Source organism: Brevibacillus sp. HB1.3 (assembly GCF_013186635.1).
In the GTDB taxonomy this organism is placed as follows: domain Bacteria; phylum Bacillota; class Bacilli; order Brevibacillales; family Brevibacillaceae; genus Brevibacillus; species Brevibacillus brevis_D.
The window spans coordinates 21473-43516 of sequence record NZ_JABMIT010000017.1; the positions used below are offsets into that span (position 1 = coordinate 21473).

Below are 22044 nucleotides of genomic sequence, written 5' to 3' on the forward strand. Positions count from 1 at the left end.
AGTGATTCCTTTTTGATAGTTTTCTCGAGGAGATTTTGTTTGTCGAAATACTTTATAGGAACTTTTCAGTGCCTATAGCACAAAAAAGTACGTACTTTCGATTAGGTTTGTTATGTATCATAATAACACTTGCCGGTCGGACAGTGTAAGGAGGATTAAAGAAATGGCCTTGGATAATAAACGAAGCGCATTGGCGCTTTTAGCATTAGCAATAAGTGCTTTTGCCATCGGTACAACAGAATTTATTAGTGTCGGATTACTGCCTCTTATTTCGCAAGACCTGAATATTTCGGTTACTACTGCCGGATTAACAGTTTCGTTATACGCACTTGGAGTAACTTTCGGAGCGCCTATCTTGACTTCACTGACATCCAGTATGTCGCGTAAATCATTATTGCTTTGGATTATGATCGTTTTTATTGCTGGTAACCTTCTCGCAGCAGGTGCAACGAGCATTGGTGTATTGCTTGTTGCCCGGATCATTTCTGCGTTTTCACACGGCGTGTTTATGTCGATTGGGTCTACCATTGCTGCTGATGTAGTCCCGGAAAATAGGAGAGCTAGTGCGATATCTATTATGTTTACGGGACTTACTGTGGCAATCGTTACAGGTGTACCATTAGGAACATTTATTGGTCAACAACTGGGATGGAGAGCAGCCTTTATCGCGATTGTCGCGGTTGGGATCATCGCTTTTATAGCCAACAGCATTCTCGTTCCATCCGAATTGCGAAAAGGTGCCCGTTCAACATTTCGAGATCAGATCAAAGTGATTACCAATGGTCGGTTGTTACTTTTGTTCATCATTACAGCCTTGGGGTATGGAGGAACTTTCGTCGTCTTCACTTACTTATCCCCATTGCTGCAAGATATAACTGGCTTTAAACAAGGAACAATTACGTTAATTTTAGTAGTCTATGGAATTGCCATTGCAATCGGTAACGTGGTTGGCGGTAAGGTGGCAAATCGAAATCCGATTCGTGCCCTGTTTTATATGTTTATCCTGCAAGCAGTTGTACTGTTTCTCTTAACATTCACTGCTCCATTCAAAGTTATGGGGTTAATTACGATTATTTTGATGGGATTACTACATTTTATGAACGTGCCTGGACTGCAAGTCTACGTCGTGATGTTGGCTGAACGCTTTACTTCGGGGGCAGTTGATGTGGCATCAGCCATTAATATTGCGGCCTTTAATGCTGGAATTGCTCTCGGAGCTTACTTGGGTGGGGTGATCACTGATTCTATTGGACTTATTCACACTGCTTGGATAGGCGGATTAATGGTGGTAGGGGCGACTATCCTAACAGGTTGGAGTATGGCTTTAGAACGAAAAGATAAAAAAAATCCAGCATAAATCCATGAGGTGATTGATATGAGTACAGCATCCTTTGATGAAATGATGAAAAAGATAATAAATGATGAGGAAACGCTGCAATTCACATCATTTACGAATGAAGACGCTCTTCAATTGGGTTTGTTGATTGTTGATATGGCCAAACAAGAGGAAAAACAGATCGCTGTAGATATAACAAAAAATGGTGTGCAATTGTTTCACTTTAAGATGACAGGCACATCTCAGGTAAATACGGAATGGATCCAACGCAAAAATCGAGTTGTAGCACTGCATGATCACAGTTCCTATTATTTGCAAAGACAAAGTGAAATAACGGGAGTGCCTTATCACGAATCAAATCGAGTGGATGCCTCTAAATACGCGGCATACGGGGGAGCTTTTCCCATCATGGTGAAAGGTGTTGGGATCATTGGGACCATAACGGTATCAGGCCTAACTCCCGAAGAAGATCATGAATTGGTTACCAAAGCAATCCACTCTTATTTAAACAAATAATAGAAGAGGAAGCTTCTGATTTAAGGGGGGTGGTTCATGCTTATAAAGAACATTCTTTGGTTATATTTAAGTAAGCCGCTTCTTTTTATCTAATAATCAAGGATGTGTATGAAATGCCATTCATTGTGCTAAATACATGGCCAGCTATGTCGAAGGATATGAAAAAAGAATTCATTAGACAGGCAACGGAGTTAACAACAAACGAATTGAAGATCGTACCGGATAAAATTCAAGTGTTGATACATGAGCTTGAAAAAGAAAACTGGGGGAAAGCAGGCGCTTCCGCAGCGGATCATGACTTTGCTCTTAAGAGCCGGCGTATCGATTGGGGTACAGAAGAGTCTTATCACACAGATGACTCTGAAATAAATGGTATGGCTGTCGTTACAGTTGATATTTGGAATACGTTTGATCAGGGAACGAAAGATAAATATGTAAATGACCTGACTCACCTCACTATGAAATTCACCCGTGCACCTTTGGATAAAGTTTTAATCCTTATCCGAGAAATGGTACCAGGTAATTGGGGACAAAGTGGTGTGACAGGAGCAAATAAAGATTTTCTTTCTAAAAGTCGACAATTGTAAACAGTTTTCAAAATAACAATGCTAAGGGAGAGAATATTCAATGGCGAAAAATTTGCAAGATACTACGACTCTGCACAATGGTGTTAAAATGCCTTGGTTTGGTTTGGGTGTATTTAAAGTGGAGGAAGGTCCAGAACTTGAGAATGCGGTAAAAACAGCAATCAAGCATGGATATCGCAGTATTGATACAGCAGCTATTTATGGAAATGAAGAGGGAGTGGGCCGCGGGATCCGTGAAGGGCTGAAAGAGGCCGGTATTTCCAGAGAGGAACTTTTTGTTACTTCAAAAGTATGGAATGCAGATTTAGGATATGAGTCAACGTTAGCGGCTTATGAAGCCAGCTTAAAAAAATTGAATTTGGAGTATCTGGATTTATACCTAATTCACTGGCCAGTCGAAGGGAAATTTAAAGAAGCGTGGAGAGCATTGGAAACACTTTATAAAGAGGGAAGAGTAAAAGCTATCGGGGTAAGTAATTTCCATATTCATCATCTCAAAGAGTTGATGAAAGACGCGGAGATTAAACCAATGGTGGATCAAGTGGAACACCATCCACGTTTGACCCAAAAGGAGCTTCAAGATTTTTGTAGGGAGCAAGGCATTCAATTTGAAGCATGGTCTCCGTTAATGCAAGGACAACTGTTGGATAATCCAGTATTAAAGGAGATTGCGGATAAGCATCATAAATCCATTGCACAAGTCATCCTGCGTTGGGACTTGCAAAATGGTGTCGTAACGATTCCAAAATCTACAAAAGAACATCGAATCGTTGAAAATGCATCGGTGTTTGATTTTGAGTTGACCAAGGAAGAGATGGATCTGATCGATGGCTTGGATCAGAATCATCGAGTCGGTCCAGACCCGGACAATTTTGATTTTTAATAGATGTAAACAAATAACCCATGGACAAGCTTATTCGATAAAATAGTCGGTTGCTGTTCATTCCATAATAAAAGAAGGATAAAAATCATAACGATTTTCATCCTTCTTTTTGCTATTTTAATGATTTTTAACGACTTCCTGCCCACGCACATTCCACGTAAGAGCAAAAACAAGAGCAGCCAATGCGCACGAAGCTGTCAGCAACATAAATCCTGCATCCCAGCCGGAGGCATCAACGATAACCCCCATCAATGCGTTCGCTGTGACTGTACCGCCCAGGTAACCAAACAGACCGGTAAGTCCTGCAGCGGTTCCGGCAGCCTTTTTCGGAACAAAATCAAGGGCTTGCAAACCAATCAGCATGACTGGACCGTAAATCAGGAAACCGATAGCGATTAGGCAAATCATATCGACTACGGAATTTCCAGGTGGGTTGAACCAGTAGACCAGAACAGCGATCAATACGCCGAGCATAAAGACAAACCCTGCGGGTCCACGGCGGCCCTTGAACAATTTATCGGACAGCCAGCCGCACAGAAGCGTTCCCGGGATACCTGCCCATTCGTACAGGAAGTAAGCAACGCTCGACTTGCTCATATCAAAGCCTTTTTCTTCACTCAAATAGGTCGGCGCCCAGTCCAGAACGCCGTAACGGACGAAGTAGACGAAGATGTTGGCAATCGCGATTGCCCAAACCCATTTGTTGTTCAACACATATTTGAAAAGGATTTCTTTTGTGGAGAATTCTGTTTCAAACGTTTTCTTCTCTTTGTTTGGATAGTCATTGCGATATTCTTCAATAGGCGGCAGGCCAGCTGACTGCGGAGTATCGCGAATTAAGAAATACGTAATGAATCCAAAGACAATGGCAACCAGAGCAGGCAGGATAAATACGCCTTCATACCCGGAAGCGGCACTACCCGAAAACGTGGTGAACATGGCTGCACCTGCAACTGCGATAGGGGCCATCAAGCCTCCGCCAACGTTATGGGCTACATTCCAAATGGCTGTTTTGTTTCCTCTTTCACTTACACTAAACCAGTGTACGAGCACACGCCCGGATGGAGGCCAGCCCATTCCCTGGAACCAACCGTTCAGGAACAACATCACAAACATGATCGTGACGGATGAGGTGAAGTAAGGAACAACACCCATCAGTAAACTAATAAGTGCAGAAAGAATCAAACCGGCAGGCAAGAACATTCGCGGGTTGCTTCGGTCTGAAAAAATAGCCATTACAAACTTGCTGATCCCGTAGGAAATCGAAATGGCGGATAACGCAAAACCGAGATCTGTTCTTGTAAATCCTTCTTTAATCAAATAAGGCATGGCGAGCGAGAAGTTTTTGCGGATGAGATAGTACGCCGCATAACCGATGAAGATTCCGAGAAACACTTGAAGCCTGAGCTTTTTATACTCAGAATCAATTTGTTCGTCAGGCAATCTGTCAATAGGCGGTGCAGGCTTAAACAGTTTGAGCATCATATTCCTCCCCCTTGATGATTTCTAACAAAGACGGAGATGCACGTAAAAAAACCCATACTTTAATGGCGCTTTCAAAAATGAAAGTGCCAAAAAGTATGAGTCTCCGAATCTCCATCATAGTTAACTTGTCGTAAGTGTATTCTATTATTCTGTGAAAACGTTGTCAATGCCGATGGAGATTTTCTTGATGGATATGTTATTCAAAAAAATACATTTTTTTCAAATATAAGTATATCTTTATACTAGCTCATTTGTATAAGGCATCTTTTTTGCACAAGTAAATAATGAAGGAGGCTTTGTTTAATGTATTTTTTGATGAAAAAAGCAGGAGTTTTGGTAGTACTATCGCTTCTCTTAATTTTTTCTCTATCCCCGCAGTCTTCTCACGCCATGGCACCGTGGACTCCCAACACCGTATACAAGGTAGGAGACATGGTTACGTATCAAGGGCAAGATTACAAATGTACATTTGCTCATACATCGCTTGTCGGGTGGGAACCGCCTAACGTACCGACACTGTGGCAGCTTCAAGGTCCCTCTGCTCCCGATACCATTCCACCTACGTCCCCCACAAATCTTAGTGAAGTAGGGAAAACGAGTAGTTCAGTTAGCTTGTCTTGGTCAGCTTCTACGGATGACAGAGCTGTTAAGGAGTATCTCGTCTACAACGGGGATACACTCGCTGGTATATCGAGTACAACATCCTATACCGTGACAGGGCTTCTAGCAAATACGACATATTCATTCACGATCCAGGCAAAAGATGTAGCAGGTAATGTATCCCCACCCAGCGCCTCGATCACAGTAACCACTTTATCTACATCCCCGAATGAACCGGTGTCCAAACGAGTTTTGATCGGCTACTGGCATAATTTTGACAATGGTTCTACCGTACTCAAGCTAAGAGATGTCTCAGATAAATACGATGTCATCAATGTTGCGTTCGCTGAACCAGTGGGTGGCGATCATGCGACAATGGGATTTGTACCGTTTAATGCATCCGTTGAGGAATTTAAGTCGGATATCGCCTTGTTACAGTCAAAGGGGAAGAAGGTCCTCATCTCGATTGGCGGAGCGAATGGTACAGTCGAGCTGACGACGGAAGCTGCCAAACAAAGTTTTATTACCTCGATGACCTCGATTATTCAAACGTACGGGTTTAATGGTATGGATATTGATCTGGAAGGAAGCTCCTTGTCGCTAAATGCGGGGGACACTGATTTCAGAAATCCGACAACGCCCAAAATTATAAACTTGATCGCAGCGACTCAGACGATCACGAATACATTTGGCCCATCTTTCGTTTTGACAATGGCGCCAGAAACGGCTTATGTCCAAGGAGGTTACGCTGCCTATGGTGGGCCGTGGGGCGCTTATCTGCCTGTGATTCATGCCCTTCGCGACCGGATGAATTATATCCACGTTCAGCACTATAATTCTGGAGCGCTGGAAGCATTGGATGGTCGTACGTATCAACAAGGAACGGCTGATTTCCAAGTAGCGATGGCAGAAATGCTATTGAAAGGATTCCCGATCGGGCGGAATCCAAACAACATGTTTCCAGCCTTGAGGGAAAACCAAGTCGCGATCGGGCTGCCTTCTGCTCCAGGTGCTGCTGGGGGAGGTTATACGTCTCCTGCCGATATCCAGAAAGCCCTTCACTATTTGGTAAAGGGTACGTCTTTTGGGGGAACCTACAAACTCCAAAATCCAGCTGGTTATCCGCAGTTCCAAGGAGTTATGACCTGGTCTATCAACTGGGATGCTAGAAATAACTATTCGTTTGCCAATCAAGTTCGCAGTTCGCTTGATTCATTGGGTCAGTAATGATGGAATATTCATACAACAGGAGAGGCACGAGAAATTAGCTGACAGACCAAACCCTCCCTAGGTTCTTACCGGGGAGGGTTTTACTCTTGGTTCCCCCCAAGTAGAGGACACAAGGGTGGCGGCTAGGATCAATTTCGCACTGCATTCTTGGTGGTGTAAGTGAAGCCATAAATTCATTAAAAACAAAGTTGTTCAGTTTGGGAAAATATACACATTTGTAATATATCAAAAAATCAGTATAATGATACTTATTTGTCTTTGTGGAGCGGACTGTGATTACAATAGCCATCCATCGAAGATAGAATCATACAGAAAGAGAGAATCTATTGCAGGAAGTTTATCTAAGTGGGGGGCATCTATGAAAAGTATACTGACGAAGCTAAATCAAGTAAGTTTGGTAAAACAAATCATTGTGGGTTTGATTATTGGTATTATCCTGGCTGTAACGATCCCCGAAGTAGCAAAACCCGTAGTAATTTTAGGTTCTTTATTTGTAGGCGCTCTGAAAGCGATTGCACCTGTGTTGGTACTCTTTTTGGTTATGTCAGCCATTGCTCAACATAAAAGTGGGCACCAATCGAATATGAAATTCATAATTGTCCTATACCTTTTAGGAACCTTCTTAGCTGGATCAATCGCCGTTATTGCAAGCTTTATATTCCCTGTAGACTTAACACTTGTAGAAGGAGCTAAGGATGTGACGCCTCCTAGCGGTGTTGTAGAGGTTCTCAAGACATTGTTGCTAAATGTGGTTGATAACCCGATTAATGCGATTGTTAAAGCGAACTATATCGGTATTTTAGCTTGGGCAGTACTTATTGGTCTGGCTTTACGAAATGCCGCTGATACGACAAAAACGATGATTACTAATTTTTCTGATGCGGTATCGAAATTGGTTGGTTGGGTAATTAAGCTTGCCCCATTAGGAATCATGGGACTAGTATTTGACTCTATTACTACAAGTGGACTTGATGCGTTAGTAGGCTATGCGAAATTACTTGCTGTTCTGATTGGTTGCATGCTCTTTGTGGCACTGATTGTCAATCCAATCCTTGTGTATGTAGCTATACGACAAAACCCTTACCCGCTTGTTTTCAAGTGTATAAAGGAAAGCGGCATTACAGCATTCTTTACACGAAGCTCAGCTTCAAATATTCCTGTAAATATGAAATTATGCGAAAATCTAGGTTTGAATAAAGATAGTTATTCGGTCTCGATACCATTAGGGGCTACTATTAATATGGCTGGTGCAGCTGTCACGATTTCTGTTTTGACCCTTGCAGCGGTTCATACACTTGGTATTCAAGTGGATATTCCTACCGCTATCATCCTGAGCATAGTATCGGCTATATGTGCTTGCGGTGCATCAGGGGTGGCTGGTGGATCTTTATTACTGATTCCTCTAGCATGTAGCCTATTCGGTATTTCAAATGAAGTTGCGATGCAGGTAGTCGGAGTCGGCTTTATTATTGGAGTGTTACAAGACTCTTTTGAAACGTCACTTAACTCCTCTTCAGACGTTCTTTTCACAGCAGCAGCTGAATTTAACGAGTGGCGAAAAGAAGGAAAGAAAATAAATATCTCCAAAGCAGCATAGGCGAATGATCTGCACCCCCATTGTGAGACTGGATTAACAATTGGGGTGCAGTTTTATTGTGGTAGATCGAGAAGCTCACAGAATCGCAATCCATATCTCTTTATCCATCTTTTCAAACAACTGTTTAACAGCCACGTTGACAGCCATTCGCCCGGGTTTCCCGGTATTTTCCTCTGAAAACAAACTGAAAAAACCTCCAGAGCTACTACTGTGTAGAGGCAGGAGGTTTCTCGCTTACAAGTTATGCAATCCAATCGACGGTAGATCCAGATACATATTGGCTTTCCATTCGCTGTTGCAGATAAGGGCTATTCTTTTGCTCATCTACTTGCTTGTCGTTAGAAGAACGTTCTGCCTGATTAGCATCTTGAGATTTCTCAAGCCTTTTGTCGATCTCGTCAGCCATCTTCAGCAGTTTGCCGTCCAAGCCTTCTGCCCTGTGCTTCAGTTCTTCTGACTTCGTAAAATCTCCGTCCTTTGACGCGGGTTCCCACGCCTTCGCCTCTAATTCCAAGGTAATCTGAGCGCGTTTTATACTTTGCATATTCTTGAGATGGTGGGTTGCCGTCAAAACAGCATGGAGGGTAGAGGAGGATTGTAGTGATTCATCTTGTTTGGGGGCGATATCATCCGTGCCTCTGGTCTTGCGTTGTTCTTCCAACTGAATTAGTTTCATCTGCGTATCGATCTCCTCAATCTGTTTGTCCATCTCATCCAGTTGTTCTTTCATGACTTTTGGGTCTGTCAGTTTTTCAACCGCATCCGCATAGTAGTTGTTCCGTTACGTTTCAAATAGGTACTAACAGGGAAAATATACTTTGCAGAAATGTCTATGATGAAAAGATGATCATAGGTATGAATCTGGCCTGATAGGAACGCGCCTTCTGACAACCAGTGAGGCGTTGTTTGGGTTGCAACTTATTATTCTACTTCACTAGAGAGGAGTCATCACAGATGATAAAGAAAATGATTACTGGTTATAAAGCGTCGCTATCTAAGCAGATCCTGTTTTTGCTCGTCTTGCTTATTGTTGTTCCCTCTGTCGTTCTGAGCCTGACATTAACACAACTGGCGCGTAATCAGTTAGAGCACGAATTGTTGTCCCAAGTCGAATCGGTTACCACGATGATTACACAAGTGCTCAATAATTCGTATGAGGATTATTCTGCTACGATCGATAGCTTTGCGGATGTTCAAGTTCCGCCGGGGCAAAGTGCGGATACGTATATCTATGATCGCATTCGCAACATAGAGAAAGACATCGACAATGTTTTGGCTGCGTTCATGTACTACGACAATCGATATTACAATTCGGCGAAAAAGGAAATTGATCCGACTACCCGTGAATGGTACAAGGAAGCGATGGAGCATAAAGGGCAGGTCGTTGTGACGCCACCTTATATCGACGCGATAAGCGGAGGTTACGTGATTACGTTTGCCAAGACTCTTTCCGATGGGAAAGGGGTAGCGGGAATCGACGTTTCTATCGATCATTTAAACGAGCTGGTAAAGACGTACAAGATCGGAGAAAAGGGATATGTCAGCTTGTTCGATCAGAACAATGTGACAATGTCGCATCCACGCTTCCCACAGGGCAAGCCGCTTGAAGACAATCGCTTCCAAGTGATGCGTGATGGAGCGGAGGGTTCTTTCGAAGTGGATGATGACGAGCTTCGTGAATATTATCATTTCAACAAGCAAAATTCACTCGGATTGAACGTCGTTTCCGTGATAGATTGGAATGAAATCAATCAAAAAACGGGGCCACTGCTGCGGACCTCATTTTTGTTCATCGTACTGTTGCTTGCCCTCATTGCCCTGTTCGTTTGGATATTCATGAAACGCACGGTCAGACCCATTCTGCAATTGAAGCAACTGACCGACTTAATCGCGCATGGGGATTTGACGGTCCGGTCTATTGAGAGTGGAAGAACGGATGAGATTGGGCAGCTGCAATCCAACTTCAATACGATGTCGCAATCGTTGTCCGATGTCCTGCGTCAAATTACCGATCATTCCGAGCAAATCTCTGCTTCCTCCCAGCATCTTTCTGCGAATTCGGAAGAGAACGTGCAAACGATTGAACAAGTCGCTACCTCCATGCAAGAAATAGCGTCCATGTCTTCCGATATGAATCAGAGTATAGATACCGTGAAGCAATCGGCAACGCAAGCGCAACAGGAGCTAGATGATGCCATCCGCATCCTGCGTGAGAGCACGGAAATGTCGCAGCTCATTACAGGTCTGGCTAATACCGGAGAGGAGTCCCTTGGAGCGGCAAGACAACAGGTGAATATGATCGTGGAGCACTCTGCCCGTTCTAAGCAGGAGATGGAGGAATTAAAACAGGTTGCTGAAGAAATTAGTGGGGTGACGAATTTCATCCAGGATATCGCCTCTCAGACGAATTTGCTTGCGTTGAATGCTGCTATTGAAGCGGCGCGCGCCGGGCAAGAAGGCCGCGGGTTCGCTGTCGTCGCTGATGAGGTACGCAAGCTGGCTGATCAGACAGGCTCTGCTGCTGAAAGGATCGACAGTTTGATCGGCGAGGTTCAGAATCGCGTTCTTCACATGGTTAGACGAACGGAGGAAGGAGTGGATTCTGCTACAGCGGGAAGTGATTTGACACAATCGGTTGAGCAGCGTTTTACGGAGATGTATGAGGCCATTAACCGCATTGACGCGCATCTCGCGCAAGTAGCCCGCGTCAGCGAACGGTTAATGCAATCAAATACGGCGATGCTTGTAGCCTTTGGTGAATCGAGCACCATGAGCCAAGCCACTGCACAAGAGGTCGACCAAGTCGCAGCAGCCAGTGAAGAACAGAATGCTTCGATGGAGGAAGTGGCGGCTTCGGCCGTGCATCTTGCCAACATTGCGGAAGAGTTGCAATCATTGGTGCAGCGTTTTAAATTGGAGCGTACACAGTAGTTGTAGTGATAGATGGAAAGACCAAAGACCAACAGATGTTGGTCTTTTTTTGTCCAAGCTGGCCCTGATGCTTACTTAAGTAACGTAAGCGTAACCTCTATTGAATTATCAACAAATGATCGATTTGGACGAGATTTCAAGATTACGGTCAGTCCAATTAGCGATACGATAAGCGCTTGGGCGGTAGCCTTCGCGTCTATACTCGAATCGAGTTCACCTGATTGGATACCTCGGTCAATCGTTTCTTGAAAAATGACAGAGAGGTACATTTGGTGTTCCCTTGTCAAAATTTCAAATTTCTCATCATGAGGGGCTAGCTCGACCATGGTATTAATGCAAAAGCATCCTCGGCTGAGACCTTCCGTATATTCCTCGTCGGCCACTTCTTTAAAAAAATGGCGAAATGCTTCTTTTACGGATGGCGTTTTTTGAAGCTTTGTTCGAATCTCGGAAGCACGAGACATCGTGTATCTGCGTAGTGCGGCTTCGAACAACTCTTTTTTGTCACCAAAGGTCGAGTAAATACTGGGGCGCTGGATGCCCATTCGGGAAGTTAAATCACTTAATGAGGTAGCTTCATACCCCTTCTCCCAAAAAAGCTGCATAGCTGCATCTAGTACTTTTTCTTCGTCAAATTCGCGTGTTCTTGCCATAAAGAGTTCCTTTCATTACTGATGTATTCGAATCTATGTAACGGCTAAAAAACCTTTTTGTACCGAGTGGTATTTTATATTTTATTGTTTTTCATCTACTTTGTCAATTTCAGGTTAGTTTATTCGAGTTCAGAAAAGATGGTGTTGACAGAGTAAGAAATAGTGGGATATATTTACTGGGCGTTATAACGTACTGATCGGTATGTTATTATGCGCTAAACGAAAATGAAAGGAGGTAAGGTGAAGTCAGATGGAGGAAGTTATTGGAAAAGTAACGGCCAATTCGCCCATGCCTCGCTATGTAACACTATTGTTTGCTGTTGCTTGCGGGATGTCAGTTGCGAATATCTACTTCGCGCAGCCACTACTTGATCATTTGTCGAGTGAGTTCAGAATTGACTATTCCATTATTGGGATTCTGATCACCCTTACTCAAATCTTTTATGCAGTAGGACTGTTGTTGCTTGTCCCACTTGGCGATTTACTGAACCAGCGTCGCTTGATTATCGGTCAGATGCTTTTATCTGTGGTAGCACTGGTTATCGTAGGGACTGCTTCCACCAGCACGGTACTATTCGCAGGTATAGCAGCGGTCGGATTGCTTGCTGTTGTGACGCAGACGATTGTTGCATTCGCGGCGACCATGGCTGCTCCTGCTGAGCGAGGGCGAGTGGTTGGAGTAGTTACAAGTGGAATCGTCATTGGCATTCTTCTAGCGCGAACCATTGCGGGAGTGTTAACAGATCTTGCGGGGTGGCGTTCCGTATATCTGGTCTCTGCTGCATTTCTATTGTTACTGGTTTGCGTGTTATTTCGGGTATTGCCAAATAGGGAACGGGAGGTAAAGCCGCTATCCTATCTCCAGTTGCTTGGATCGGTACTGATGTTGTTCGCCCAAGAACGGCTATTACGTGTTCGCTCTGTTCTGGCGATGCTGATTTTTGCTGCGTTTAGCATTTTGTGGACGTCATTGGTACTGCCTCTGAGTGCGCCGCCATTATCTTTGTCGCATACGGCAATCGGGGCGTTTGGTCTCGTGGGGGTTGCCGGAGCGCTAGCGGCAGCGAGGGCAGGGAAGCTTGCAGATAGAGGCTACGGACAGAGAACGACGGGCTTTGCTTTGAGTCTATTGCTACTATCGTGGCTGTTAATCAGCTATATAGAACAGTCGTTATTTGCCTTGGCGATCGGTATCGTTTTGCTTGATTTGGCGGTACAGGCGGTGCATGTTACGAATCAAAGCATGATCTTCACCTTGGGGGCAGAGGCGCGGAGTCGGCTCACGGCGGGGTATATGGTTTTCTATTCAATCGGCTCTTCTGCTGGCTCCATTGCCTCGACCTATACATATGCGCATTTTGGTTGGGAGGGAGTATGCACGCTCGGAGCCTCTGTTAGTGCGTTGGCTCTGATGTATTAGGCAGTGACCAGACGCGTTTCGGCTATCTCAGGGAAATAGAGCTACTGAAATACCTCGAAATGAAGATATATCAAATGAAACTATTCTGCTTCCAGAGCTGTTGACTGATACAAGTTTTACAAAAGGAGAGATGGTCTGTGGAGATTGGTATTACTTCGTTTGTGGAAACGACGCCGGATGCTCAGACTGGTGAAGTGATGAGCCACGCACAGCGATTGCGTGAGGTTGTCGAGGAAATCGTCCTCGCTGATCGGGTTGGGCTTGATGTATTTGGCATAGGTGAACATCATCGCAAGGATTATGCTGCTTCTTCTCCAGCCATGGTGCTGGCTGCGGCTGCACCACTGACAAAAAGGATTCGGCTGACCAGTGCAGTGACAGTGCTTTCTTCGGCTGATCCAGTGCGTGTTTTTCAAGATTTTGCTACGCTCGATGGCATTTCGAATGGACGGGCAGAGATTATAGCGGGACGCGGTTCCTTTATCGAATCTTTTCCCCTGTTCGGCTATGACTTGAATGACTATGATGAGCTGTTTGAAGAACATTTGGAATTGCTCCTGAAAATACAGGCGTCCGAAAAAGTAACCTGGAGGGGCGGTCATTTGCCAGCTATTCAGAATTTGGGCGTGTATCCACGGCCCGTTCAGAATCCTTTACCTATCTGGATCGGTAGCGGAGGCAATCAGGAATCTGTTGTTCGAGCAGGTCTGCTGGGATTGCCGCTGATGCTGGCGATCATTGGTGGAAGTCCGCGGCAGTTTGCACCGCTTGTGCAGCTTTATAAAAAGGTGGCCATGCACGCTGGTCATGACGTATCGCGATTAACGGTTGGGTCCCATTCACTCGGATTTGTTGCAGAAGATACGGAACTGGCGGCAGATACATTCTTTCCTTCTACCCAAGCAGGAATGAATAAAATCGGAAGGGAGCGGGGCTGGGCGCATTATAACCGTGCTAGCTTCGATGCCGCACGCAGCTTGGAGGGGGCATTGTATGTGGGTGATCCGGAGACGGTGGCCCAAAAGATCATCCACCTTCGCAAACAGGTAGGCATGACGCGCTTTATGATGTATGTGCCGATATCCACGATGCCGCATGAACAGGTAATGAGAGCCATTGAGCTGCTAGGGACGGAGGTAGCGCCTCGGGTGCGAGAGGAAATAACCAAGTGGGAAGCAGAGACAGAGCAAGAATCAACATTCGTTTAATGGAGGGATTCACGTGGATTTTCATCGTCGAGTACTGCCGGAATTAACGCAAACATTAGCACAATTCCCTGGTTTTCAACTGGAAGAAAATTTGGAGTCGAGCAGGGCCATGCTGAAAAATCCGCCTATTGTGAAGTCGGAGCACGTACGTACCACAAGTCGAATGATTCCGGGCGCAGCAGGAGAGATGCTAGCGAAAATATACGAGCCCGTCCAGCGAACTGGCAGTAAGCTTCCGGCCATGCTGTGGATTCACGGAGGAGGCTATGTGATGGGGCACCCTGATATGGATGACGCTCTATGCGAACGGTTTGTACAAGCGGCTAATTGTGTCGTCGTATCGGTCGATTATCGTCTGGCCCCCGAGCACCCTTATCCTGCTGCCATCCATGACTGTTACGCTGGTTTAACGTGGATGACAGACGAAGCTGAGTTACTTGGCATCGATTTGGATCGAGTTGCGATTGCTGGTGCAAGTGGGGGAGGAGGGCTGACCGCAGCCCTTGCTTTAATGGCTCGCGACAAAGGGGGACCAGCCCTTATCTTCCAGATGCCGTTGTATCCAATGATCGATAACCGTAATCGTACAGCGTCGAGCTATGAAATCGAGGCGGAAAATGCAACCTGGAACCGGACGAATAATTTGGCTGCGTGGAGCATGTACCTGGGCGAAGGTGTCGACGACAGTCAGGTATCCGCATATGGGGTGCCGTCGAGAGCAGAAAGCTTGGCGGGGCTACCGCCGACGTATACGTGCGTAGGACAGCTGGATCTGTTCCGAGATGAGACGATCGAATATGTGACGCGCCTTTCACAAGCGGGCGTAGACGTAGAATTTCATCTGTATCCCGGATGCTACCACTGCTTTGAAGTGTTTGTCCCCGAAGCGGAAGTGAGCCAGAGAGCCAGCCAAAGCTATATAGATGCGATGGCAAGAGCGCTTCATCCTAAATAATCGAGGAGGCGAAAAGCACAACAATCGTTCGAGAGAGATCTCGGCGATTGTTGTGCTTTTGTAAACGCAGTGGTACAGGAATTTTCGGCATCTCCTCATTGAATCGTTCCCTGTTTTTCCTCCATCACACCATTGATTAATATGACGCCATGCGAAAGGGTAGTTCCGCCGCCGAATGCTCCGGCTACTGCTACTGTTTCAGCAATTTCTTTTTGGGAAACTCCGTCGTTGAGAGCTGCTTCCAAATGATAAACAATGCAGTGCTCATTTCCAGAGTAAAGGGAGATAGCCAGTGCCTGCAAGTGCTTATGCTTGGATGACAATTCACCGGACGAAAAGCATTGGCTGGTGAATTCATTATATGCTCGCAAGGCCTCTGGCATCAGCTGTCCAAAAGCTTGCAGTCCTTCTCGATACTGTTCGGCCAAATAGTGCTCCATCGTTCCATTTCCTCCTATTTTGAAATCGCTGATAGTATTTCTTTGCTGGGAAATTTTCATACTACTTATCCTTTATGGAGGTAGGATCACATCTGGAATTAATTGATTTTTCATGTGTTTTTCCTTCTTCTTGAATGCAAACATATTTAACTATCAAGTATTTTCCTTGTAAATATAATTGTAGATATTATAAAAACATATTAAAATATATGAAGTAATCTACCAATATAGTGTAAGGCAGGAGAGGTGAATAATCTTACTAACCAGTAGGAATGCTTGATAAGAAGTGAAGAGAGATGTAAGGGACAGTTTTTTAATCAATAAAACGAGAATGACTAGAAGCTATCCGAAATACCGCCAACAGCAGAGAGGAAGAGGAAGCTTACGTGGAAAACAAAGAACTGAAGAGAGGCTTGGAAGCCCGTCATATTCAAATGATTGCTTTGGGCGGTACGATTGGTGTTGGGCTCTTTATGGGGTCTGCCAGCACGATCAAATGGACAGGCCCATCCGTCATGCTAGCTTATGCAATTGTAGGAATTTTTATTTTTTTCATCATGCGTGCAATGGGTGAAATGTTGTATATGGAACCGAGTACGGGTTCATTTGCGACCTTTGGGCATAAGTATATCCATCCGTTAGCAGGTTATATGACGGCTTGGAGTAACTGGTTCCAGTGGGTTGTTGTCGGGATGGCAGAGATTATTGCTGTCGGGACGTATATGAAGTACTGGTTCCCAGATTTGCCGGCTTGGATACCTGGTATTATTGCCATGGTGATACTCGGTATAGCCAACCTGGTTTCTGTGAAGTCATTTGGTGAATTTGAGTTTTGGTTCGCTATGATCAAGATTGTAACGATCGTTTTGATGATTTTTGCAGGGATTGGTTTGATTTTCTTTGGTATTGGAAATGGTGGAAACGCAATTGGATTATCGAATCTGTGGGAAAATGGCGGGTTCTTTACAGGCGGGTGGACAGGCTTTTTCTTTGCTCTTTCCTTGGTGATTGGGGCGTATCAAGGTGTCGAGCTTATCGGAATTACAGCAGGGGAAGCAAAAGACCCGAAAAAAACATTAAGAAGTGCGATTCAAAATATCATTTGGCGCATTTTGATTTTCTATATTGGTGCGATTTTTGTTATTGTAACCGTTTACCCTTGGGATCAATTGCAGGCAATCGGCAGTCCATTCGTTGCTACCTTTGCGAAAATTGGTATTACCGCAGCGGCAGGTATCATTAACTTTGTCGTAATTACTGCTGCCATGTCTGGCTGTAATAGCGGGATTTATAGTGCAGGGCGTATGCTGTATACCTTAGGGGTAAATGGCCAAGCGCCGAAAGTTTTTACCAAGCTATCCTCGAATGGTGTGCCGCTGTTAGGTACGATTGGTGTTCTGATCGGCCTCGGTATTGGGGTTATCTTAAGCTATATCGCCCCAGAAAATCTCTTCGTGTATGTATACAGTGCGAGTGTGCTACCTGGTATGGTTCCGTGGTTTGTCATTTTGATCAGTCAAATCAGATTCCGAAAAGCAAAGGGTGCTGAAATGGACAACCATCCATTCAAAATGCCTTTTGCCCCAGTAACCAACTATTTGACCATTGCTTTTCTCATCATGGTACTCATCGGGATGTGGATCAACGATGAGACACGTGTCTCCCTGATTGCCGGGATTGTCTTCTTGGCAATTGTGGTCATTAGCTTCTTTACACTCGGAATAAACAAGGCAGTACCGCTGGACGAGCAATCAAACAAGAAATAACAAAAGGGGGCCAATATTTGTTGGTCCTCTTTTTTGTTCATCAAATCGCCTTTGTACGGCATACCTACTTCGTTTATCATTAGGATGACTGGACTGGTTAACCGTTTGTGGCAGCCAATGTCCGGGCTCGTCAATGGGTAGACTAAAGCGGGATACTCATTCATGATCTGAGAAAAAAGGAGCATAAGAATGAAACAACGCAACTATACACCGATTATCGTTATTCTCACCATAGCGATTAACACGCTTGTCGCCATCTTGTACTTCATGCCGAAAAACAATGATTTCAGCCATCTCGACCTGACGTTTCTGCCGTTTTTTAATGCGGTCATGAACAGCTTTACCTTTATATTTTTGATTGCCGCGCTTGTTTCCATCGTGAAGTTCAAAAACATAAAGATGCACCGGGGATATATTTTTGCAGCCTTCTCTACAACCGCTCTCTTCCTGGTTTCGTATGTGATCTACCACGGAATGGCACCTAGCACTTCCTACGGAGGAGAGGGAATTCTGCGTCCGATTTATTACTTCATCTTGATTACACATATTCTGTTGTCGGCGATTATCGTTCCATTTGCGCTGATTACGACTGCACGTGGACTCAACATGAAGGTGGAAAAGCATAAAAAAATCGCCCGCTGGACGATGCCGATGTGGCTGTATGTCAGTGCGACGGGTGTCATTGTTTACCTCATGATTTCTCCGTACTATTAAGCAAAAAAAGAGCATTAGCTGCTGAAGCTAACGCTCTTTTTTTATGGTGGAAGCCTTGTTACGGTTCCACTTTTAAATAGCATGCAGGGTTACCAATCCCAGTGACTTTGTTTGATGCCGAGATTTACGGCGAGTACGGAAGCAATCGGTTGCTTGATGGGGGCAAGTGAATTTGCCGTGCAGCTGGATTCTGGCTGATAATCTAATTCCTGCGCTTTTTGAATATCGGCTTCGGCTAGATTGTTCGTTTTGTTGGCTTGCTCATAACAGGGCGGTGAAATATACCTCTTGTTCGTGTGCTCCAATATGACTCGTGTATCGGGTGAGGGTTCTGCCTCAACAGGAATGGAAAGCACGCCTGCAACTACGACTACAGCACCAATGCCAATAAGAAGTCCGCGTTTCATCCTATTCACTCCATCTATTTAGTAAAGGATTGTCCAAATGAGCCGATTCATTGTAACACCTTACTTCCAAGTGGGAAATGGCTCCATATAGCTATTTACATAAAAAACCACCGCCTCGAATATGGGACGGTGGTTGGTTTATCTAGGAAGTGATCTATATGCCGTTTTCGTCGACACCCAGAGCTTGTCGTGCCATGATCTTGAACTCTTCCAGCCTTGATTTCAATGCGAAGGTAGCAAGAGTGACGGGATACGCAGCCGTCATTTCGACGATATGCTCATGCATACGCGACCATACACGTCCTCCTGCTTTCTCATACCGTTGAATGAAATCGGCCAAGCCAGTATTTCCGAACAACAGGTAAACAACCGTGAAATCAATAGCAGGGTCAGAGACTTCTGCCTCCGTCCAATCCAGGAGCCCTGTTACCTTGCCGTTTTCAGCAACCAGGATATGCCCCGGATGGAGGTCACCATGCACAAGTGCAGAGTGAGCAGGCCAGAATGTTTCATCTGCAAGCCATTTTTGCCATCGATCCCATAGCACCCCAGAAACGCCAAAGACGCGTTTGATTTCATTCATCTTTTCTCGAAGGCTTGCTCGTGCTTCGCCAGGCTGCTTGACGCGGATACCAGCATCTCGAGCGAGATCATGATGAATACCGTGTAATTCCACCAACGCTTCCGCCCACGTTTGGATGCACAGTTCGGGTAGGGATTCGGGATTCAAAAACCAGTCATAATTTTTAGTTTCCATATTGATCGTCGCCATCGGTGTGCCACCCAGGATCGGATAAGCGATAAATTCAGAGGTGTGAACCTGCCAATCCGGTACTTCGACACGCAGATGTTTTGCAACGAGATCTAGCACCCTTTTCTCATAACAGGCTGTCTCCACGACATTGTCCCGGCGCGGTTGGCGCAATACCCATGGAACACCATCTATCGTGTTTGCAAAAATCGCAAGAAAATCCAAGCCGGATTCATTCACATTCACGGTAGTGGGATCTACTAGGATTCCGTTATTTTTCGCAAGTGCAAGTATGTGCTCTACATTGTTTTTTGACATAACAAAAACACCTCATTCATGAATAGTTAAAATCAATCAAACAAAAATAAACCCATACCATTCCGATTTTCAAAATGGCTGAGCCTACATGGGGTATTGTCGATTTTAACGAAGTCTCATGAATGCGATGCCCATTGCAATGCCCATCATCGCAACCTCCTATAATTGAAAACAAAGATAGTGTACCATGGAATCTAACGAATAGCGACGAGGAGATTAGCGACGATGAAATTGATTTCTTGGAATGTAAATGGACTTCGTGCATGCGTGAACAAGGGTTTTTACGAGTACTTCAAGGAAGCGAATGCCGATATATTTTGCTTGCAGGAAACGAAGCTGCAAGAAGGTCAAATCGAGATGGAGATCGGCGAGGCGTATCATCAATATTGGAACTACGCAGAGAAAAAGGGTTATTCCGGAACGGCTGTTTTTACAAAAATGGAGCCATTATCTGTCCGTTACGGCTTGGAAGAAGATCATGAGCCTGAGGGACGAGTCATTACGTTGGAGTTCCAGGATTTCTACTTGGTCACCGTATACACCCCGAATGCGAAGCGTGATTTGTCGAGATTGGATTATCGGCTGGAATGGGAGGATCGGTTTCGGAACTACTTATTGCAGCTGGATGGGAAGAAGCCCGTGGTGGTTTGCGGGGATCTGAATGTTGCCCATCAAGAGATTGATTTGAAAAATGCGAAGTCCAATCGCGGTAATTCCGGGTTTACTCTTGAAGAGCGTGAGAAGATGACGAGCTTGCTGGCAGCCGGGTTTGTGGATACCTATCGATATTTTTATCCGGATCAGACAGATGCCTATACGTGGTGGTCTTTCATGCCGAAAGTGAGAGAGCGTAATATCGGGTGGCGTATTGATTATTTTCTCGCGTCTGAGAGATTGGCTCCGTCGTTGCTCGGGGCGGGAATTGACTCACAGGTGATGGGAAGCGATCATTGTCCGGTCGTGTTGGAGCTGGGGACCATCCTGAAATAGCAAAACTCGCAGTGGAAGTTCTGTAATTTCACAAAAGAAACGGGGCCGAATAATGCGGTCCCGTTTTTTTAAGTAAGCAAGATTATATATAAACAATGTTGTAAGTAGGCTTCGTAACCCCGTTCGCGTACTGTTTCATGTCCACTAACTCGAGTTTAAGACGTGGCTTCGCACTTCCAAATAGCGGGACACCATCACCGACCATCACCGGATTCACTTTCAGCACTAATTGATCAATTAGTTGATGTGCCAGTAACGCTCCTGCCAATTCACCGCCCCCACATAGCCATAGTTTGCCGTTTTCTTGCTGTTTGAGATTCTTGATAAATTCGATGGCATCGCCTTTGACTAGTTCGACTTCTGCATTGGATTCAAACTGCATGGAGTTTGAGAAAATATAATGCTTGATTCCCTTATAGCCTGGTTCGCCCGGCTTGGCACCAAATTTGAACCCAAACTCGTAGGTTTTGGCGCCCATCAGCACAGCATCATATTCCTGAATTTCAGATAAAAAGTCGGGTACATGTTCTCCCTCAAATAAAAAGAGTGTGCTGTCGATATTTCCGTCCATCATGGCTTGATCGGCAATGAAATTGTCTAGCGAAACGGCAACATGATACGTTAAGGTAGCCATTCAGAGATACCTCCTTTTTATACTTCCATTTTATGTGAAACAGGCTGGGATTTGAACACAAGAGAATTGACATAGTCGTAGATTATCGTTTATTTTAATAGTTAAGTTAACTTAATTATTGGTGGTGGTTAAATGAATGAGGAGCTCGTTGCTTTTGTCCGGGAGCTAAACGAAATCGAGTATGCTTGTCAGGTGATGCTGACGCAAGAATACGCGGATGTGCTGGATGAGACGATTACAAATAGCCAGATCATCGTGATTAACTTGCTGCATGATCGAGGTCGCCTGCTCACTGGTGAATTGGCAAAGCAAATGGACATCACGGCAAGTGCAGTCAGCCAAATGCTGAACAAGATGGAGAAGCGCCAGTTAGTCAAACGTTCGATTAACCCCGGGAATCGCCGGGAAATTTTTGTGGAGCTGGATACTGCCGGAGTGAACTATATCGAAACAAGCCGCAAGATTGAATTGTCGATCATAGAGCGCTTCTATTCCAAGCTTCCTTATGAAGATTTGGTAGCGCTAAAGGAAATAATGTTGAGGTTCCGGAGAATTATTGAGGAAGAGCAAACGCCGAAGACAGTTGAATAATGACGAAACAAGGGTGAGCGGCTAGGGCACCA

The 22044-nt window shown here is 44.9% G+C and carries 21 protein-coding genes; 14 read left to right on the forward strand and 7 right to left on the reverse strand.

Annotated elements, in window-relative coordinates; translation table 11 throughout:
- Positions 1-163 precede the first annotated feature (163 nt).
- The 4 genes from HPY31_RS27025 to HPY31_RS27040 all read left to right on the forward strand — a co-directional run bounded on the left by HPY31_RS27025 (position 164) and on the right by HPY31_RS27040 (position 3322).
- Positions 164-1357, forward strand: a complete 1194-nt coding sequence (locus tag HPY31_RS27025) for an MFS transporter (protein ID WP_172143112.1) — start codon at positions 164-166, stop codon at positions 1355-1357.
- Between the two features lie 18 nt (positions 1358-1375).
- Positions 1376-1852, forward strand: a complete 477-nt coding sequence (locus HPY31_RS27030) for a heme-degrading domain-containing protein (protein WP_172143158.1) — start codon at positions 1376-1378, stop codon at positions 1850-1852.
- Positions 1853-1965: 113 nt separating this feature from the next.
- Complete coding sequence (locus HPY31_RS27035; protein WP_172143113.1) at positions 1966-2439, forward strand: tautomerase family protein; 474 nt, start codon at positions 1966-1968, stop codon at positions 2437-2439.
- A 40-nt stretch (positions 2440-2479) separates the two neighbouring features.
- Positions 2480-3322: an aldo/keto reductase gene (locus HPY31_RS27040; protein ID WP_172143114.1), complete on the forward strand. Its 843-nt coding sequence runs from the start codon at positions 2480-2482 to the stop codon at positions 3320-3322.
- A gap of 117 nt (positions 3323-3439) precedes the next feature.
- On the opposite strand, the gene glpT is transcribed toward HPY31_RS27040, so the two are convergent.
- Complete coding sequence (gene glpT, locus HPY31_RS27045) at positions 3440-4804, reverse strand: glycerol-3-phosphate transporter (protein WP_172143159.1); 1365 nt, start codon at positions 4802-4804, stop codon at positions 3440-3442.
- A gap of 306 nt (positions 4805-5110) precedes the next feature.
- On the opposite strand from glpT, the gene HPY31_RS27050 reads away from it, so the two are divergent.
- Both HPY31_RS27050 and sstT read left to right on the forward strand, forming a co-directional pair.
- Complete coding sequence (locus HPY31_RS27050; protein WP_172143115.1) at positions 5111-6634, forward strand: chitinase; 1524 nt, start codon at positions 5111-5113, stop codon at positions 6632-6634.
- A gap of 361 nt (positions 6635-6995) precedes the next feature.
- Entirely contained in the window at positions 6996-8234 is a 1239-nt protein-coding gene (gene sstT, locus HPY31_RS27055) for a serine/threonine transporter SstT (protein WP_016742700.1), read from the forward strand.
- 241 nt (positions 8235-8475) lie between these two features.
- Here sstT and HPY31_RS27060 read toward each other — a convergent pair whose 3' ends face one another.
- Complete coding sequence (locus HPY31_RS27060) at positions 8476-8964, reverse strand: hypothetical protein (RefSeq protein ID WP_172143116.1); 489 nt, start codon at positions 8962-8964, stop codon at positions 8476-8478.
- 224 nt (positions 8965-9188) lie between these two features.
- Here HPY31_RS27060 and HPY31_RS27065 point away from each other — a divergent pair, with 224 nt between their 5' ends.
- Complete coding sequence (locus HPY31_RS27065) at positions 9189-11165, forward strand: methyl-accepting chemotaxis protein (protein ID WP_172143117.1); 1977 nt, start codon at positions 9189-9191, stop codon at positions 11163-11165.
- A 71-nt stretch (positions 11166-11236) separates the two neighbouring features.
- Here the strand turns inward: HPY31_RS27065 and HPY31_RS27070 are convergent, their stop codons facing one another.
- Positions 11237-11818 (reverse strand): TetR/AcrR family transcriptional regulator, encoded by a 582-nt coding sequence (locus HPY31_RS27070; protein WP_172143118.1) that lies wholly within the window; start codon positions 11816-11818, stop codon positions 11237-11239.
- 250 nt (positions 11819-12068) lie between these two features.
- Here HPY31_RS27070 and HPY31_RS27075 point away from each other — a divergent pair, with 250 nt between their 5' ends.
- From HPY31_RS27075 to HPY31_RS27085, 3 genes are all read left to right on the forward strand, one after another.
- The gene (locus HPY31_RS27075) at positions 12069-13238 is read left to right on the forward strand and encodes an MFS transporter (protein WP_172143119.1); all 1170 of its coding nucleotides are present in this window, start codon (positions 12069-12071) and stop codon (positions 13236-13238) included.
- 137 nt (positions 13239-13375) lie between these two features.
- Complete coding sequence (locus tag HPY31_RS27080) at positions 13376-14446, forward strand: LLM class flavin-dependent oxidoreductase (RefSeq protein WP_172143120.1); 1071 nt, start codon at positions 13376-13378, stop codon at positions 14444-14446.
- A gap of 13 nt (positions 14447-14459) precedes the next feature.
- Positions 14460-15401, forward strand: coding sequence for an alpha/beta hydrolase (locus HPY31_RS27085; protein WP_172143121.1), 942 nt, complete (start codon positions 14460-14462; stop codon positions 15399-15401).
- Between the two features lie 95 nt (positions 15402-15496).
- Here the strand turns inward: HPY31_RS27085 and HPY31_RS27090 are convergent, their stop codons facing one another.
- Positions 15497-15841 carry a carboxymuconolactone decarboxylase family protein gene (locus tag HPY31_RS27090; RefSeq protein ID WP_016742709.1) on the reverse strand — a complete coding sequence of 115 codons (345 nt, stop codon included), beginning with the start codon at positions 15839-15841 and terminating at the stop codon, positions 15497-15499.
- Positions 15842-16227: 386 nt separating this feature from the next.
- Between HPY31_RS27090 and HPY31_RS27095 the strand changes: the two genes are divergently transcribed.
- Together HPY31_RS27095 and HPY31_RS27100 are read left to right on the forward strand one after the other, a co-directional pair.
- Positions 16228-17607, forward strand: a complete 1380-nt coding sequence (locus HPY31_RS27095; RefSeq protein WP_172143122.1) for an amino acid permease — start codon at positions 16228-16230, stop codon at positions 17605-17607.
- 189 nt (positions 17608-17796) lie between these two features.
- Positions 17797-18321, forward strand: coding sequence for a DUF420 domain-containing protein (locus HPY31_RS27100; RefSeq protein WP_016742711.1), 525 nt, complete (start codon positions 17797-17799; stop codon positions 18319-18321).
- An 89-nt stretch (positions 18322-18410) separates the two neighbouring features.
- Here the strand turns inward: HPY31_RS27100 and HPY31_RS27105 are convergent, their stop codons facing one another.
- Complete coding sequence (locus HPY31_RS27105) at positions 18411-18728, reverse strand: hypothetical protein (protein ID WP_016742712.1); 318 nt, start codon at positions 18726-18728, stop codon at positions 18411-18413.
- A gap of 154 nt (positions 18729-18882) precedes the next feature.
- On the reverse strand, positions 18883-19797 hold the full coding sequence (mphJ, locus tag HPY31_RS27110; protein ID WP_172143123.1) for a macrolide 2'-phosphotransferase MphJ: 915 nt from the start codon (positions 19795-19797) through the stop codon (positions 18883-18885).
- A gap of 225 nt (positions 19798-20022) precedes the next feature.
- On the opposite strand from mphJ, the gene HPY31_RS27115 reads away from it, so the two are divergent.
- Complete coding sequence (locus HPY31_RS27115) at positions 20023-20787, forward strand: exodeoxyribonuclease III (RefSeq protein ID WP_172143124.1); 765 nt, start codon at positions 20023-20025, stop codon at positions 20785-20787.
- A gap of 82 nt (positions 20788-20869) precedes the next feature.
- On the opposite strand, the gene HPY31_RS27120 is transcribed toward HPY31_RS27115, so the two are convergent.
- Positions 20870-21421, reverse strand: coding sequence for a dihydrofolate reductase family protein (locus tag HPY31_RS27120; protein WP_172143125.1), 552 nt, complete (start codon positions 21419-21421; stop codon positions 20870-20872).
- A gap of 132 nt (positions 21422-21553) precedes the next feature.
- Here HPY31_RS27120 and HPY31_RS27125 point away from each other — a divergent pair, with 132 nt between their 5' ends.
- Positions 21554-22012, forward strand: a complete 459-nt coding sequence (locus HPY31_RS27125; protein WP_172143126.1) for a MarR family winged helix-turn-helix transcriptional regulator — start codon at positions 21554-21556, stop codon at positions 22010-22012.
- The last annotated feature ends 32 nt before the right edge of the window (positions 22013-22044 follow it).